The organism is Brevundimonas terrae, assembly GCF_011761985.1.
Classification (GTDB): Bacteria; Pseudomonadota; Alphaproteobacteria; order Caulobacterales; family Caulobacteraceae; genus Brevundimonas; species Brevundimonas terrae.
The window spans coordinates 178337-193014 of sequence record NZ_JAASQT010000003.1 but is presented as its reverse complement, the minus strand read 5'-3'; the positions used below and the strand labels follow the sequence as shown (position 1 = coordinate 193014).

Below are 14678 nucleotides of genomic sequence, written 5' to 3'. Positions count from 1 at the left end.
ATCTGTCATTGCTTGATTTCGATCAGAGCGTCTTCACGCAGGTCGCGCAGATAGCGGCGACCCAGCATGGCGAAGTTCTGTCCTTGCAGGCGGTTTTCGATCTGTTGGCGCGAGGGAACCTCGGGGCCACCGACGCGGCGGTCGCAGACGGCCAGAAGGTGCAGGCCAAGCGGCGAGCGGACCGGATCGCTGATCGAGCCAACCTCGGCCGAACGGGCAACCTGCTGGAACTGCGGTAGCAGGTCCGAAATATCGGCCTCGCCCAGATCCGACGCCGTAATACCGTCTTGTTCGCGACCCTGTTCGAGAATGTTCGTGCAGGTGAGGCCCGAGCGGATGCTGTTCAGACGTGCGGTGGCCGCAGCGACTTCGGCTTCAGTTGCCGTTTCCGGCAGCTCGACCATGACCTGTTTCAGCGAGACGTGGCTGGTGGCGGCACCGGCACGCTTGTCGCGCATATAGACGATGTAGACACCGCTTTCGACGACGATCGGGTTCGACAACTGGCCCACTTCGAGCACATCCAGAGCCGCCTGAAGCGCAGGCTGGACGGTGCCTTGAACAACCCAGCCGGCGTCACCGCCACGGGCGGCGGACGGGGCGGACGAAAACTGGCGGGCCACGTTCTGGAACGGCGCGCCCTGTACCATTTGCTGGGTCAGCTGGCGGGCACCGTTGATGGCTTCCTGCATGCCGCCGACACGGGCCGCATCCAGATAGATCTCGCCGATCAGGTACTGCGGCTTGGTGGCTGATTCGGTCAGTTGGCGCATGGCCTGATCGACCTGGGTGCTGCTGACACGGGCACGGTCGCGGAAGCGGCCTACGGTCAAATCGCTCCAGCCCAGACGGGTGCGGATGCTTTCGCGGAAGGCGGGCAACTGGATGCCGCCCTGTTGCACAAAACGCAGATAGTCTTCGACGGACAGGCCAACTTCGCGGGCCATGGTGGCCAGTTCGCGGTCGATTTCCTGATCGCTGATCTTGAGAGATTCGAACTTGGCGATTTCCTGCGCCTGCAGGCGTTCATCGACCAGATCATTCAGCGCCTGCTGTTGCAGGGCGGGCATGGATTCAGGGGTCGGCTGAACCTGCGACATCATGATGATCATCAAGATGCGCTGGCGCAGGTCAAAGCCGGTGATGATGCGGTCATTGACCGTCGCAATCACGCCGTCGGACAACTGGAAGCGGGCTTCCTCGGTTGCCCGCACGGGGGCGTCTTCGGCGGCAGGGTTCAGGGTGCCCGCTGCCTGTGACGTCGGGGCTTGCGGCGCGGTTTGCGCGAAAGCCGGAGCCAAGGTGGCGGACGACAGAACAGCGGCAATCGCCGTTCCCGTGGTGAAACGCTTGAAACCCATAGTCAGTCCTGATTCCCTAAAGCGGTCTTTGGCCAAGGTTACGAAACCTGAACCTTGTGGGTGTGTAACGCATGCCCGACGTTCATGCGATATTCCTTACCGTAATTCACTGTCATCATATCCGTTACCACCAAAAGTGGCGAGGTTTAGGCGGATAAATATGCCTTCGGACGGTCCGGTAGGACGTACGCGGGTGTTATCGCGACGCCAACCGATTTCTACGCGGAAGCAATCATCATCATAGAGCAGGCCCACTTCGGAGCGGGTGATGAGGTCGCGTTCCATGTCGGCAATGCCACGCACCGTCACGCCCCAGTTGCCATAGACAAACTGTTGGGCGGCAACTTGTACGAACTCGTAATTGCGGTTGTTCGGACCGGCCAGCGGATTGGAATTGTCCAGAATATAGCTGAGCGCACCCGAATTTCGGCGGCCCCAGTCACCGCTGATGGTGGCTTCGGCACGGCGCAGAGTGCCGCTATCGTCCATCACGGCATGGAACCAGCCACGCATACGCTCGGACGGATCGAACGTGCCTTGCACCACCCAGTCGGAGTTGCGGCGTGCCAGACCCGAGGGGTCATAGAGCTGTGTCGTGTCGTCAGGGACAGGAATGAAATAGGCCGGTTCGTCATCGGCCCTTGTCGAGCGACCCACAAACAGACTGGCCGAACGTGCATCGTCCCAGTTGAACGTGGCCCGCGCACCGGCGGTAAAGCGCCAGCCGCCTTCCAGCAGGTCATAGCCGGGGAAGCGGTCCATGCGGAACAGCGAGATATGGTCCAGCTCGAACGTCTGGCTGTCCTCGATAGGGATCAGGCGGTCAAGATCAGCCTTATTGGAGATCGACAACTGGGCCATCGGCTCCAGAATGATGCTGCCGCTGCCCGCGAACGGGCGATAGAGCGGATAGGAGACATCCACACCGGCACTGGTTCGGACGCGGCTGACCGTATCGTTGTCGATGCCGAGGAAGGGCGGCAGATCATCGATCGAATAGACATCGGCGCGCATGTCCACGAACGGCTCCCACCTCAGCCCCATCGGCGAGATCATGACGCGGCGCCAGTCCATCTTGCCGGTGACGCGGCGGCTATCGACGCCCGGAAGGCCGTCGGTCGGTCCGGGCTGGACCAGTTCGGGACGCAGGGTCGGGAAGCCCACATAGGCATCGCGGGTCAGGGCCACGGCCGAGCCTTGAAGACGCAGACGACCACCGAGAACCGGACCTTCAGGCTCCCAGCGGGCATCGATGATCGGTGCGACCAGCGGCAGGCTGTTGTCGCTTTCAAAAACCTTGAACCCATCAGGATCACGGAAATCGGTCGCGGCAAAGCGCGGGTCCAGTCGCAGGCTCTGGATAGAGAAGGCAGCGACCGACAGATAGGAACGCTGGGTCTGGCGCTCGGCATAGATCTGGCTGATCAGGCGGCGGCGGTCCCCGTAATAGAGACCGTTATCCTGATAGGCAGAATTGACGTCATAGCGGTCGAACAGGGTCTTGTCCGACACGCGCTCGGCGGTGAAGCCCCAGCGCCAGTCGTCATTCAGGTCAAACTTGCCGTGGGCCAGAATATAGGAACGGTGGGTGCTGTCGCCGAAATGGACCTTGGATTCGGCATCGCCATCGCCGTCCAGATCGAAGTCACCGAAATTGCGGGCATAGGTATAGCCGCCACGGGCGACGATGGTGCCGCTGTCAAACCGGCGGCGCCACTGGACGTTCATCAGCGGCGCGACATTGGTATTCACGCGCGGGCTGAACAGCCAGTCCTCGGACGGCGAGACAACGTGCAGATAAGGGGCCTCGATCGACAGGCCGAGGCCTTGCTCATAGTCGATGCGCGGAATCAAAAAGCCCGAGGCACGGTCCACCGACGGATCGGGGTGGGCCAGATAGGGCGTATAGAAGACCGGCACGCCACCGACACGCACGACAACATTGCGATACAGGATGGCGCGAAGCTCTTCGTCCTGAACCGCTTTTTCAGCCTGGAAGGTGACGGCGGGCTGGGCCTTGGGATCGTTCTCGCACACCGGACACGGCATGAAGAGGACACGGTTCAGCTCTGAAATGTTTTCCGAGCGACGCACAGCCGTCGCCGCCATCAAGGTGGCCCCTTCAGGCGAACGGGTCGCCAGATCGACGGCAATGCCGGTTTTTAGACCCTCGGTCAGTTGTAGCTGCGAGGCGTGAACGACCGTGCCGTCGGGGGAAATCAGTTCGACCTGACCGGCAGCCTCGGCAATGCCGGTTTTCAGGTCATAGGTCATGTCCTCGGCCCGCAGGGTGTGATCCTGGAAACGGGCAAAGACACGGTCTTCGGCCTGACCACCCTTGGCGTTGACGGTATCGCCTTCGCGTTCGGCGCTGGTGGCCTCGACATAGAGGGCATCGGGTGTCAGGCCGTCCTCGCCACGCACCTGAACCACAGGAGCGGCAGGCGCAGGCGAAGGTTGGACACCGGCTGTCTGGGCCACAGACGCTCCGGCCACACCCAGCACGGGCAAGGCGCACAAGGCGGCCCCTGCCATCAGCTTCAGGCGCAGGGCTCCTGTTTTGGGGTGATGGCGGTCACGCATACGGTCTTCCAGTTCGGGGGCAGCACATCGGACACGCATGTCCAATCCTGCCGATTAGCCGTCTTCGGTATAAAACAGCAAGGTAAGAGCGGCGAGTGCGGTCAATATTGCAGGTAACCAGGCTGCCAAAAAGGCCGGAATAACCTCTGCCGAGCCCATGGCTGCCGAGAACTGGTTCACAAAGAAGAAGCCAAAGCCCAAAACCACCGCAGATACGGCCATTCGGGCCATGTCACCCAGACGCATCAGCCGCAGAGAAAATGCTGCCGCCAGAATCGACATGGCCGCAAACATCAGCGGTGTGGCCAGAAGTTGCTGGAAACGCAGATCATAGGCCGTGGATGCGAATCCGGCGCTTTTGATGCGGTGGGTCTGGCCGGGCAGGGACCAGATGGACAGCGATTGCGGGCGCTCAAACTGCTGGAACGCCTCTTCGTCAGCCAGATCGGACGGCAGGTCCAGCGTGGCATAACGGACAGCCTGCTGGCCGCCCTGACCGCCGACCACATCCGTCAGGCGCCAGCGGCCTGCTGTCAGGTTGGCGGTCTTGGCGTCGATACGTTCGGTAAAGCGGCGTTCGCCATCAGGCGTGATGGAATAGATGAAGAAGGTCGCGTCGATCAGTTGTCCTGTGGTGCGGTCCTGACGCTCGCCACGGATAATCATCTGGCGATTGTCGTCGCCTTCGCGCAGCCAGACGGGCTGGGCTTCCTCGGTTGCGGAACCGCCACCGCCGATGCGGCCGCGTTCGCTCTGCCAGATGCTGTCACCCCACGCCGCCAGCGGCGCGATAGTGGTGACGGTGACGATACCCAGAATAAAGGCACAGGCCGCTGCGGGCAGGACAAAGCGCCATGCCGAAACGCCCGCCGCCCGCATGGCGATCAGCTCGCTGCGGCGGTTCAGGCTGACAAAGGCACCCAGCGTACCGAACAGGAAAACAAACGGCAGAAGCTGCACGATCACAGACGGCGATTTGACCGCAATCAGGCTCAGCACCTTGAAGCCCGACAGCTCGCCATCCGAGTTCAGGCCGCGTGATACCTCGACAAAGTCGATGAGCATGACAAGGGCGGCAATGATGGCCAGTGCCACGCCCAGTGCCTTGAGCTGCTGGCCCAGCACATAGCGTTCGATTCTACCTAAACGCATCATGCGGCCCTCTTTTTCATCGACATAGAGGGCAACCAGCGGCGCCGCGGCTTAAGCGCGGTAAAGAGAGAGCGCAGGGCCAGTACTGTGGCGGCAACAGGCAGCAGATACTGGAACACATTCAGCCAGCCATTCCATGCGGCGGCGGCGACAATGCCATAGCCCATGACCCGCACCAGCAGGAACAGGCCCGCAGCCTTGGCAATACGACCCGTATAGCCGGTGCGGCTGAAGGCACCGCCCATAATGGCCGACAGGGCAAAGGCCATGGCCACAATGGCATAGAAGGGCGAGACGATACGGCTATGGCCTTCAGCGGCCAGTTCACCGCGCGTTCCGGCCATTTTGATGATGTCTTCGGTGGGCGCGAACAGTTCGTTCATCCAAAGATCGCTGGCCTTGAAACGGATGTTCTGGTCGGTGCCGCGCGCATACGGGGTCAGGTCGATAGCGTAGTTGTCGAACGACAGGTGGTTCAGCACCCCGCGCGAGGAATAACGCTGCATCGAGCCTTTTTGCATGGTCAGGACCGGAATGCCGTCAATGCGGGTAAAGCGGGCGGTTTCGGCATCCCAGCTGGTGACCGTCTTGCCGTCGTCGATATAGACGAACAGGTTCCGCAACAGGCCGTTTTGTTCGATCTGCTGGGTATAGACGGCCAGACCGTCGGGGCCTTGCACAAAGCGGCCTTCCTCGACCAGCAGCGCGGCCAGATCTGTGCGGATGGCAAAGGCCTGACGGCGGCTTTCCTGCTGACCCCACGGTTGTAACAGCGTGGTGGTCAAAAGACCCGCCGCCGTCACGATCAGCGCAATCATCATGGCCGGACGGATCAGGGCCGAGCGGTTCATGCCCGCGGCAGAGGCGGCAATCAATTCCTGATCGCGTTGCAGACGTGTCAGGGCAATCAGCGCGCCGACGAACAGGCCGATAGGCAGAATCACTGCCAGAAGTTGTGGCAGGGCCAGCAGGGTCAGCTTGGTCATCACCCACAGGCTCTGGCCACGCTCGACGATGACTTCCAGCTGTTCCAGACTCTGGCTCAGAAGGCCAATCCCAAGCAGCGCGCCCATGGCGGCCAAAACCGGCAAGCCGATCTGGCGGAAAAGATACCGTTGAATAAGAGTCATACAGTGAAAATTGCGCTGTTGAGGGGCCCGATTTGGTTGCAGGCGAAAGCGATGAGGGCCATGTAATACACGTCCGAGCGCGACGGTGGAACCATCGGTGCGCTCTTGTTGAAATCAAACGCCACCGGAGAAGTAATTCTCTGGCCGGAGAAGTTTAATGCAAATTCAGTTCGTAGCTGCCGCCGAGAAGTCACAGATTCTCGCTGTGATGGTTCAGGAAGAGCGTCAGCTCGTTGGTCTGGGTGCCGGTCTGGACGCAGCGGCGTCGGGCGCACTGTCCAAGGCCATGTCGTCGGGCCGCTTTAAAGGCGCTGCCAATTCGAGCCTGAACGTACTGGCTCCGGCCGGTATCGATGCCGGTGCTGTGCTGCTGGTTGGTGCGGGTGCTGCCGAAAAGTTCGACGATCTGGCTGTCGAAGCTTATGCCGCTACCGCCTATGCTGCCGTTAAAATGTCGGGCGCTGAAACCCTGACCATCGATGCGACCCATCTGAGCGCCGAACAGGCCGCGCGTGCGGGCTTTGCGGCGCGTCTGGCTTCGTATCGCTTTGACAAATACCACACCAAGAAAGCGGCCGACAAAAAGCCGTCCATCACGACGGTTCAGGTCGTCACCGCTGATCCGGCGGCTGCCGAGGCTGCATTCGCACCGCTGACGGCTGTGGCTGATGCGGTATTCTTCTCGCGCGATCTGGTGTCGGAACCGGCCAATATCCTTTATCCGGCCGAGTTCGCACGTCGCGTGAAGGAACTGGAAGCCCTCGGTGCCAAGGTTGAAATCCTGGGCGAAGCCGAGATGGAAAAGCTGGGCATGGGCTCGCTTCTGGGCGTCGGCCAAGGCTCGCGTCGCGAAAGCCAACTGGCCGTGATCCAGTGGAACGGCGGCAAGGCGGGCGAGGCTCCGATTGCCTTCGTGGGCAAGGGCGTCTGCTTTGACACCGGTGGCATCAGCCTGAAGCCGGCCGATGGCATGGAAGAAATGAAGTGGGACATGGGCGGCGCGGCTGCTGTGGCCGGCCTCATGCACGCGCTGGTGGGCCGCAAGGCCAAGGTCAATGTGGTTGGCGTTCTGGGCCTCGTGGAAAACATGCCGGACGGTAACGCCCAGCGTCCGGGTGACGTTGTCACCTCGATGTCGGGTCAGACCATCGAAGTGCTAAACACCGATGCCGAAGGCCGCCTCGTTCTGGCCGATGCGCTCTGGTACACCCAAGACCGCTTCAAGCCGAAATTCATGATCGATCTGGCCACCCTGACCGGCGCGATCATCATTTCGCTGGGTCTGGAATATGCTGGCGTGTTCTCCAACTCGGACGAGCTGGCCGAAGGCATTGCCGCGGCGGGTCCGAAGGTTGGCGAAAAGACCTGGCGTCTGCCGATCCCGGCTGAATACGAGCGTCACATCGACAGCCCGATTGCCGATGTGAAGAACATGGGCAATGGCCGCGCCGGTGGTTCGATCACCGCAGCCCTGTTCCTGCAACGCTTCACCAATAATGTGCCGTGGGCGCATATCGACATCGCCTCGACCGCGTGGATCAAGGATTCCAAGGTTGCGACGGTGCCGGACGGTGCTGTGGGCTGGGGCGTGCGTCTGCTCGACCAGATGGTTGCCGACAAGTACGAAGCCTAAGCTTCAAGAAAGGGGGTAGGGCCGGATGTCCGACACCAAAACGGAAATCTGGTTCTACCACCTCGAGCGCTCGACGCTCGATCAGGTGTTGCCGGGCCTGCTGGAGAAGACGCTCCAGCGGGGCTGGCGGGCCTTGGTGCGCGCTGGAAATAGCGGCACCGTAGACGATCTGGACGAAATGTTGTGGGTGTACCGGCCCGACAGTTTCCTGCCGCATGGTCGCGCCGATGCCGATCACGCGGATGTGCAGCCCGTGCTTATTTCCGAATCGGGCGACAACCTGAACTCTGCTCAGACGCTGTTCATCATCGACGAGTCAGAGCTGGGGAACACGGAAGGATATGCACGGTGTTTCATCATTTTCGACGGCCGCAACGATCAGTCCGTCCAGCATGCGCGCAATCGCTGGCGCGACCTGAAGGACAGCGGCGCAGAGCTTCAATACTGGAAACAGGACGAGGACGGGCGCTGGGCGCGTTCGGCCTGATGATGACCATCGGACTGGCCGCCTGTGGCGGGCCGGTCTCGCAAACGCTTCCGGTACAGCCCGCCGTGATATCGCCGACCGAAAGACCCTATTATTCAAATGCGGCACCACCGGCACAAAATCCGGTGGTCGCGCGTTGTAATGCCGAAGAGTTGCAGTGGCTGATAGGGCGTCAAAGAAGTGAAATCCCCGTGCCGGTCGATGTGATCAACCGTCGTGTCACCTGCACAACCTGTCCTGTGACCGAGGATCACAGACCGGATCGGGTCAATATTTTTTATGATCGCCAGACCGGCCGTATACAGTCGGTTTCGTGCGGATAAATACGGTTAAACAAAAGGATACGACAATGTTTAAAGCTATCTCTGCGATGTCTGCAGTTGCGTTTCTAGGCTTGGCGGCCTGTGCGCCGACCCCGATGACCACGGACGAGCCGATCCGTTCCGCGGATGGCACGGGCCAGTGCCGCATCGAGGACTGGAAATCGTGGGAAGGCAAGTCGCGCCAGTCGCTGCCGACGGCACCGCAAGGGCTCGTCTTCCGCGTCTTGGGCAGCACGGATGCGGCTACGATGGACTATCGTCAGGACCGTGTGACCTTCACCTATGACGAAGCGACCCAGAAGATTACCCGCGTATCCTGCGGCTGATACCCAAAAGAAAAGGCCGCTCTCGAAAGAGCGGCCTTTTTTGATTCAGCGTTCCATACCGTAAAGGGTGTCGGAGACATCCTCGACCTTGGCGCGCACCACGCTCTCGGCGTCGCGCAGGCCGCGGTTGTAGAACTGTTTGCCGATATGCTCGCCGATATATTCGACCAGCATTTCAGCGGGCAGTTGCCCCAATTCCTGTTCCAACTCCTCGCGGAAATAGCGGCGCAGGATGCCCGCCGCGTCTCTCAGTTCGTCTTTGGACAGGATGGGCGGCGGGGTTTTCATCAGGCGACCTCTGCCAGTTCTTCCTCGGCGGCCATCCAGTCGGCCTCGGCCTTTTCCAGATCGGTCTGAAGCTGGGCGCGCTTGCGGCTCAGGACTTCAAACTTTTTAGGGTCCTTACCGGCGGTTTCGGCCATTTCATTATCGGTCTTGGCCATGTCCGCAGCGATCGCAGCCATGATTTCTTCGGCCTTTTTCACAGCATGGCGCAGGGTCGAAGGCGACTTGCCCTTTTTCTTGGGCTTGGCGTTACCGCTGTTGGCATTGGCGGCTTGGGTGCCGGTTGACGCCTTGGGTTCGGCGTCTTTCTTGACCTGCGAGGGCTTCATGCCCTGCTTGGCACGTTCCAGAACGAACTTGGTATAGTCGTCCATATCACCATCGAACGGCTTTACGGTGCCATCGGCAGCCAGCCACAGGCGGTCGGCCACCAGCTCCATCAGCGAGCGGTCGTGGGTAATCAGGATCACCGCACCCGTATATTCGTTCAGCGCATCCAGCAGGGCGCGGCGGCTGTCGATATCAAGGTGGTTGGTTGGTTCGTCGAGGATCAGGATGTGCGGGGCATCCATGGCCACAAGGTTCAACAGCAGACGCGCACGCTCGCCACCCGACAGGGCGGCAACCTTGGTGTCCTGCTTGTTGAACGGCAGGCCCCACTGGGCCAGACGCGAACGACGGCTGTTCTCGCTGGCATCGGGCATTTCGCGCAGGATGATCTGCAGCGGCGTATCCTCGGGGTCCATCGCCTCGATCTGGTGCTGGTGGAACCAGCCAACGCGCATCTTGCCATCGCGGTGGAACTCGCCCGACTGGATGTCCAGCGCCTTGGCGATCAGCTTGGCAAAGGTCGACTTACCCGCGCCGTTGACGCCCAGAAGACCGATACGGTCATCAAGGTCCATACGCAGGTTCAGATTACGCAGGATCGGCTTGCCGGTTTCATAACCGACATTGGCATTTTCCAGACGAATAAGCGGCGGCGGCAACGGGCGTTCCGGCGAAGGCAGGATGAACGGGGCCACGCGCTCTTCGGGCGGCAGCTCGATTCGCTCCAGCTTCTCCAGCTTTTTAACGCGCGACTGGGCCTGCGTGGCTTTCGATGCCTTGGCTTTGAAGCGGTCGATGAATTTCTGAAGGTGGGCACGTTCGACGTCCTGCTTGGCCTGGTTGGCGGCCATCAGGCGCAGCTTTTCGGAGCGCGTCTTTTCAAACGTGTCGTAGCTGCCTGTGTACAGGTCCAGCTTGCGGTTCGACAGGTGCAGGATGTGCGTACAGACCGAGTTCAGCAGGTCGCGGTCGTGCGAAATCAGCAGTGCGGTATGCGGGTAACGCTTCAGGCGCTGTTCCAGCCAGACCACGCCTTCAAGGTCGAGATAGTTGGTCGGTTCGTCCAGCAGCAGCAGGTCCGGCTCGGCAAACAGGGCCGCCGCCAATGCCACACGCATACGCCAACCGCCCGAGAAGTGGGCCATCGGGCGCTGGATGTCTTCCTGACTAAAGCCAAGTCCCACAAGGATTTCCGAGGCGCGGGCAGGGGCGCTGTCGGCGTCGATCTCGATCAGACGCATCCAGATTTCGCCCATCTCTTCCGGCTCGGCGGTTTCCAGACGGGTCAGAAGGTCGTGGCGTTCCTTGTCGGCTTCCAGAATGGTTTCAAGCACGCTGACGGGCGTGGCGGGGTGTTCCTGATCCACCGATGCGACACGGGCATTCTTGGGGATCGACACCTCGTCACCATTGGCGGCCAGACCGCCAAGGATGATCTTGAACAGGGTCGACTTGCCGATGCCATTTCGGCCGACCAGACCCACCTTGGAGCCGGGGGGCAGGCTGACTGAAGCATTGTCCAGAAACTGGCGGCCCCAGGAGCTGAAGGTCAGGTTGGTAATTTGAAGCATATCGGCTGGAAGAACTTTTCGTGTCGAAGAAGCCGCTTGTTACGGGAGAATTTGGACAACTGTAAGGGGGAGTTGGAAATAGGTGAGCAGAACGCTATAAGCCCGCGACCCTTTTTTCCAAACAGAAGTCACTACCATGACCGAACGTACATTCTCGATCATCAAGCCGGACGCCACCCGTCGTAACCTGACCGGTGCAATCAACGCTGTGATCGAAAACGCTGGCCTGCGCATCGTCGCTCAACGCCGCGTCAAGCTGAGCGAAGCTCAAGCCAAGAAGTTCTACGAAGTTCACGCAGAACGCCCGTTCTACGGCGAACTGGTTTCGCAAATGATCGCCGAGCCGGTCGTTGTGCAAGTGCTGGAAGGTGACAACGCTGTCGCCAAGTACCGTGAAGTCATGGGCGCAACCAACCCGAACGATGCTGCCGAAGGCACCATCCGCAAGCTGTTCGCCCTGTCGATCGGTGAAAACTCGGTCCACGGTTCGGACTCGCTGGAAAACGCCGGCATCGAAATCGCTCAATTCTTCACCGACGCCGACATCGTTGGCTAAGTGTGGTGCCGCCTGATTTCAGGTGGCAACGCGATTAGAAAAGCCCCGCCAGCACGTGCTGGCGGGGTTTTTTCTTTGGCATGACCGGTGAAAAAGCCCGCAATCCATAAGGACTGCGGGCCATTCATTTTACCAGATGCGGACGCGATCTTCCGGCTTCAGGTACTGCTTCTGGTCGGCAGTAATTCCGAAGGCATCGTACCAAGCGTCGATGCTGCGCGGCGGTGTGGCGGCGCGGGCCGCACCCGGCGAGTGCGGGTCGGTGGCCAGATACTCGCGCAGGGTCTCGTCGCGGATCTTGTCACGCCAGACCTGCGCCCAGCCAAGGAACAGGCGCTGTTCGGCGGTGACACCATCCATAACAGGCGCCGCCTGACCGTTCAGGCTGCGGTTATAGGCCGCGTGCGCCAGAACCAGACCGCCCAGATCGGCGATGTTCTCGCCCATGGTCAGGTCCGGATTGATCGCAACGCCCGGCAGCGGCTGCTGTGCGGCGTATAGCGCGCCCAGCTTCTTGGCCTCGACGTCGAAGCGGGCGGCATCTTCTGCGGTCCACCAGTCACGAAGTTGGCCCTTGGCGTCGGTCTTGCGGCCCTGATCGTCGAAACCGTGCATGATTTCGTGACCGATCACGGCACCGATACCGCCATAGTTGACGGCGGCGTCGGCGTTCGGGTCGAAGAAGGGCGGCTGCAGGATGGCAGCGGGGAAGACGATCTCGTTACGCAGCGGGTGGTAATAGGCGTTCACCGTTTGCGGCGACATGCCCCATTCTTCCAGATCGACAGCCTGACCGATCTTGGCGCGGTTATAGGCCCAGTCGAAGGCAGAGATGCGTTCGATATTGCCATACAGGTCATCGGCGCTGACGTTCAGGGCATCATACGAGCGCCACTTGTCCGGATAGCCGATCTTGGGACGGAAGCTGTCCAGCTTGGCCAGAGCCTCGGTGCGGGTGGCCGGCGCCATCCATTCCAGATGGGTCAGACGGTCGCGCATGGTGGCAATCAGATTGCCGACCAGTTCTTCCATCTGGGCCTTGGAGGATGCAGGGAAGTGGCGGGCGACATATTCCTGACCCAGCACTTCGGACAGGCTACCATCGACCAGAGCCACGCCACGGTTCCAGCGCGGACGGTTTTCCGGCTGACCGCGCAGGGTCTTGTTGCGGAACTCGAAACGGGCATCCACAAAGTCTTTCGACAGATAGGGCGATGCGCCATCGATGATGTTGAAGGCCTGCCACGCCTTGAGGGTGTTCAGGTCGGTGGCGGCAAACACTTCTGCCATACCGGGTAGGGCGGTGTTTTCCATCATCACCACCTGAGCGACATCTCCAACCTTGGAGGCGTTCAGGAAGGCGGCCCAGTCAAAACCGGGAGCAAAGGTGGACAGTTCGGTCGCGGCAATCGGGTTGTACAGCTTGTCGAACTGGCGACGATCGGCGATTGGCCAGTGCTTTTGGGCGAGGGCCGTCTCAAAGGCCATGATGTCGCTGGCGGCCTGTTCGGCATTGTCCCAGCCCGCCATGGTCAGCATCCGGCCGATATAGGCCTGATAGGCGGCGCGTTGCGGCGCAAAGCTGTCGGACAGGTAGTAGTCGCGGTCGGGCAGGCCCAGCGAGCCGATACCCAGATATAGGCTGTTGATGGAGGAGTTCTTCATGTCCTCCATGACGCCCAGACCAAAGATGGACGAGCCGAAGCCATCATTGCTGCCGCCCATCAGGCGGGCGATGTCGCTGTGGCTGGTGGCGGCTTTGACGGAGGCCAGATCGGCAGCCATCGGGGCTGCGCCCTTGGCGTCAACGGCGGCTTCATTCATGAAGCTGGCATAGAGGGCACCGACCTTGCGGGCATTGTCGGTGTTCGGGTTGGCGGCGGATTCTTCGATGATGGCGCGAAGTTGGCCCTGAGCGTTTTCATACAGGGCGTCAAACGGACCAAAGCGGGTCTTGTCTGCCGGAATTTCAACATTGGCCAGATAGGTGCCATTGGCATAGGCGTTGAAATCGTCGCCGGGGCGAACGCTCAGGTCGCGCCCTTCAAGATCAAAACCCCAGGGCTGGAAATGCGCCGATTGCGCCGACGCGACGCAAGGGGCCGTTAGGCAAGCCGACAGGGCGACGGCGCACAGCAGATGCTTTTTCATTCAATCGAATCCTCAAAGAAGGAGGAGGTCCAGACTCAATGGTCTGCTGCCCCCGCAGGGTTCGATTGTGCGCCCGATTGGGACGCGTGCCACATTAATTTCGATTAATTGCAGCTTTGAATGACGAAATTTGAAAGAATCTGCGGGTACAGCCTGTGTTCGGCCTCTTTGACCCGTTCGGCCAGCATATCCGGTGTGTCGCCCTGCATGACCGGAACGCGGGCCTGACCGATGATCGGGCCTTCGTCCATGCCTTCGGTGACGATGTGGATAGTACAACCGGCCTCTGTGTCACCCGCCGCGATGGCGCGGGCATGGGTGTCCAGACCGGGATAGAGCGGCAACAGAGACGGGTGGATATTGACCATGCGACCCTCCCATTCCCTGACCAGCCAAGGGGTGAGGATACGCATATATCCGGCAAGGGCGACAACCTGAACATCGCGCTTTTGCAGTTCGGCGTGAACGGCTTTTTCGTGGGCCTCGCGGTCCTTGCCAAAGGCGCGATGGGGTACGGATACGGCCTCTATGCCCAGATCGCACGCTTTTTGCAGACCGGCAGCGTCCTCGATATTCGAAAGCACCAGAACCACTTCGTAGGGGCAGTCCGCAGCCTGTGCAGCCTTGGCCAGCGAGACCATATTGGTGCCGGAACCGGAGATCAGAACGGCGACGCGGGTCTTGGAAGGGGCGGTCATCAGCGGCTCGGATAGGGGCAGGTCGTGTCTGCATGGCCATTGAAGCCTGAGGCCCGCAAAGGCAAGCGCAAAGCGGCAGTCTGGCCGTGGTT

The 14678-nt window shown here is 60.7% G+C and carries 13 protein-coding genes; 5 read left to right on the top strand and 8 right to left on the bottom strand.

The window, feature by feature from the left end:
• Positions 1-5 precede the first annotated feature (5 nt).
• The 4 genes from FHS64_RS09280 to FHS64_RS09265 all read right to left on the bottom strand — a co-directional run bounded on the left by FHS64_RS09280 (position 6) and on the right by FHS64_RS09265 (position 6226).
• Entirely contained in the window at positions 6-1361 is a 1356-nt protein-coding gene (locus FHS64_RS09280) for a peptidylprolyl isomerase (protein WP_208380830.1), read from the bottom strand.
• Between the two features lie 96 nt (positions 1362-1457).
• Entirely contained in the window at positions 1458-3983 is a 2526-nt protein-coding gene (locus FHS64_RS09275) for an LPS-assembly protein LptD (RefSeq protein ID WP_243862908.1), read from the bottom strand.
• Positions 3984-3998: 15 nt separating this feature from the next.
• Positions 3999-5099 (bottom strand): LPS export ABC transporter permease LptG, encoded by a 1101-nt coding sequence (lptG, locus tag FHS64_RS09270; RefSeq protein WP_167177920.1) that lies wholly within the window; start codon positions 5097-5099, stop codon positions 3999-4001.
• Positions 5096-6226, bottom strand: coding sequence for an LptF/LptG family permease (locus FHS64_RS09265; RefSeq protein WP_167177919.1), 1131 nt, complete (start codon positions 6224-6226; stop codon positions 5096-5098). Before FHS64_RS09265 ends, lptG begins: the two co-directional genes overlap by 4 nt.
• A 157-nt stretch (positions 6227-6383) precedes the next feature.
• Between FHS64_RS09265 and FHS64_RS09260 the strand changes: the two genes are divergently transcribed.
• The 4 genes from FHS64_RS09260 to FHS64_RS09245 are packed head-to-tail and all read left to right on the top strand — an operon-like array spanning position 6384 to position 8995.
• A complete protein-coding gene (locus tag FHS64_RS09260; protein WP_167177918.1) occupies positions 6384-7859 on the top strand; it encodes a leucyl aminopeptidase in 1476 nt (491 codons plus the stop codon).
• Positions 7860-7884: 25 nt separating this feature from the next.
• Positions 7885-8346 (top strand): DNA polymerase III subunit chi, encoded by a 462-nt coding sequence (locus FHS64_RS09255; protein ID WP_167177917.1) that lies wholly within the window; start codon positions 7885-7887, stop codon positions 8344-8346.
• Complete coding sequence (locus FHS64_RS14185; RefSeq protein WP_208380886.1) at positions 8346-8669, top strand: hypothetical protein; 324 nt, start codon at positions 8346-8348, stop codon at positions 8667-8669. Before FHS64_RS09255 ends, FHS64_RS14185 begins: the two co-directional genes overlap by 1 nt.
• A 26-nt stretch (positions 8670-8695) precedes the next feature.
• Positions 8696-8995, top strand: a complete 300-nt coding sequence (locus tag FHS64_RS09245) for a hemolysin (protein WP_167177916.1) — start codon at positions 8696-8698, stop codon at positions 8993-8995.
• A 45-nt stretch (positions 8996-9040) separates the two neighbouring features.
• Here FHS64_RS09245 and FHS64_RS09240 read toward each other — a convergent pair whose 3' ends face one another.
• Both FHS64_RS09240 and FHS64_RS09235 read right to left on the bottom strand, forming a co-directional pair.
• Entirely contained in the window at positions 9041-9283 is a 243-nt protein-coding gene (locus FHS64_RS09240) for a DUF2164 domain-containing protein (protein ID WP_167177915.1), read from the bottom strand.
• Positions 9283-11181 (bottom strand): ABC-F family ATP-binding cassette domain-containing protein, encoded by a 1899-nt coding sequence (locus FHS64_RS09235; RefSeq protein WP_167177914.1) that lies wholly within the window; start codon positions 11179-11181, stop codon positions 9283-9285. Before FHS64_RS09235 ends, FHS64_RS09240 begins: the two co-directional genes overlap by 1 nt.
• 136 nt (positions 11182-11317) lie before the next feature.
• Here FHS64_RS09235 and ndk point away from each other — a divergent pair, with 136 nt between their 5' ends.
• The gene (gene ndk / locus FHS64_RS09230) at positions 11318-11737 is read left to right on the top strand and encodes a nucleoside-diphosphate kinase (RefSeq protein WP_167177913.1); all 420 of its coding nucleotides are present in this window, start codon (positions 11318-11320) and stop codon (positions 11735-11737) included.
• Between the two features lie 129 nt (positions 11738-11866).
• Here ndk and FHS64_RS09225 read toward each other — a convergent pair whose 3' ends face one another.
• Both FHS64_RS09225 and purN read right to left on the bottom strand, forming a co-directional pair.
• Complete coding sequence (locus tag FHS64_RS09225; protein ID WP_167177912.1) at positions 11867-13888, bottom strand: M13 family metallopeptidase; 2022 nt, start codon at positions 13886-13888, stop codon at positions 11867-11869.
• Positions 13889-13992: 104 nt separating this feature from the next.
• The gene (gene purN, locus FHS64_RS09220; RefSeq protein ID WP_167177911.1) at positions 13993-14586 is read right to left on the bottom strand and encodes a phosphoribosylglycinamide formyltransferase; all 594 of its coding nucleotides are present in this window, start codon (positions 14584-14586) and stop codon (positions 13993-13995) included.
• Positions 14587-14678 lie beyond the last annotated feature (92 nt).